General features: G+C 71.9%; 1 protein-coding gene and 1 pseudogene. One reads left to right on the top strand and one right to left on the bottom strand.

The window, feature by feature from the left end; all coding sequences use genetic code 11:
• Positions 1–1,162 (top strand): hypothetical protein (locus ACIQOV_RS39675; RefSeq protein ID WP_401055777.1); only part of this gene is annotated, 1,162 nt, incomplete at its 5' end.
• Positions 1,163–1,290: 128 nt separating this feature from the next.
• Here the strand turns inward: ACIQOV_RS39675 and ACIQOV_RS39670 are convergent.
• Positions 1,291–1,876 (bottom strand): annotated as a pseudogene (locus ACIQOV_RS39670) (alpha/beta hydrolase); the annotation flags it as partial.

Genomic DNA, 1,876 nt, shown 5'->3' with positions numbered 1-1,876 from the left:
CCCCGGCCCCGGCGGTACCGGAACCACCCAGGGCGGCGGCCCCGACCCCCAGGCGGCGGTGCCCAAGGGCACCCCGATCGGCGACGGTTCCAACGCGGACACCGGACCGCAGCCGAACCAGCCCAAGCCCGAGAAGCTCAAGCCGGGCGAGCGGCCGCCGCAGTTCGTGGTCTTCTCCTGGGACGGCGCCGGCGGCACCGAGGACGGCCAGTTCCCCCGCTTCCTGAAGCTGGCGGAGCAGCACAAGGCCACCATGACCTTCTTCCTCTCGGGCATCTACGCCCTCCCCAAGGGCAAGGCCGACCTGTACCACCCGCCGAAGCACTCGGTCGGCGCCTCCGACATCCCGTACCTGTCGGACGGCGCGGTGAAGAGCACGCTCAAGCTCATCAGCCAGGCCTGGCTGGCCGGGCACGAGATCGGCACCCACTTCAACGGGCACTTCTGCTCCAGCCGTCCGGACAAGAACGGGGTCAACATGTGGACCCCCGAGGACTGGCAGAGCGAGATCGACCAGGCGGTCGGCTTCGTCACCCAGTGGCGGACCAACACCGGCTTCACCGACGTCGACCCGCTCCCCTTCGACTACAAGAAGGAGCTCATCGGCGGCCGCACCCCGTGCCTGGAGGGCCAGAAGGCGCTGCTGCCGACCATCGCCAAGCTGGGCTGGAAGTACGACGCCAGTTCCTCGGGCGGCTTGCAGATATGGCCGCAGAAGGTGCAGGACGGCAAGGTCTGGGACTTCCCGCTGCAGTCCATCCCGTTCCCCGGGCACACCTTCCAGGTCCTGTCGATGGACTACAACATCCTGGCCAACCAGTCCAGCGGCAGCACCAAGGGCGACCCGGCCAAGTACGGCGACTGGCGCACCCAGGCCACCAACTCCTACCTGGCGGGCTTCGAGCGCGCGTACAACAGCAACCGCGCGCCGTTCTTCATCGGCAACCACTTCGAGCAGTGGAACGGCGGTATCTACATGGACGCCGTCGAGGAGACCCTCAAGACCGTCGCGGGCAAGCCCGACGTCCGACTGGTCTCCTTCAAGCAGTTGGTCGAGTGGCTGGAGGTGCAGGACCAGTCCACCCTGCGCAAGCTGCGCTCGCTCAACGTCGGCCAGGCGCCGGCGGGCGGCTGGGAGAGCTTCCTCGGCACGGCGGGCTGACGCGCCGAGGGCGCAGGAGCGGGCCACCGGCACCGGCCGGCGGGGGGCGGAGCCCTCGCCGGCCGTTGTCGTCCCGGCCGTTGGCGTGCCGGCCGCTGGTGTTCCGACCCGCTCCCGGGCCCGGCCGGCTACTCGGCGGCGAGGGCGTCCGCGAGCAGGATGCGGACGATGCGGTCCGCCCCGGCCCCGCCCCAGAGGATCGAGTAGTGGTTGGTGCCGGGCACCGGTGCGGCGGGCACCCGTTCCGTGTCCAGCCGGGCCAGTTCGAGCCGCGCGCGGTCGTAGAGGCCCTGCGGCTCGTCGAGCAGGCCGCGCTCGGCCCAGAGCAGGTCGGCCGGGCAGGGCAGCCGGTGCACGGCGCCGGCCGCTTCCTCGTCCAGCAGGACCTGGGCGCCGTCGATCTGGACGGCCTCCAGCACGCAGGAGGAGCGCAGTTCGGGCTCCGTGCCGACGAGGTCGCGCTGGGTGTAGGCATCGATCCCCTCGGTCCACTCGCCGGCGAAGGCGGGGTGCCCGCGCCAGAACTCCCGGTAGGCGTCCCGGTCCGGGAAGGTCGTGGACAGCCGGGCCAGCGCGGGGCCGAGCACCGCGGCCAGGGCGTCCTCCTCACGGACGCCCTGCGGCAGCGGGAAGGTCACCGCTCCGTCGACCAGCAGGACGCGGCGGACCAGGCCGGGGTGCCGGACGGCGGCCAGGGCGGTGACCCAGGCCCCC

It is taken from the genome of Kitasatospora sp. NPDC091257, assembly GCF_044757675.1.
Classification (GTDB): Bacteria; Actinomycetota; Actinomycetes; order Streptomycetales; family Streptomycetaceae; genus Kitasatospora; species Kitasatospora lactacystinica.
Note: the sequence above shows the minus strand (reverse complement) of the source record. Positions and strands in the feature narration are given on the sequence as shown.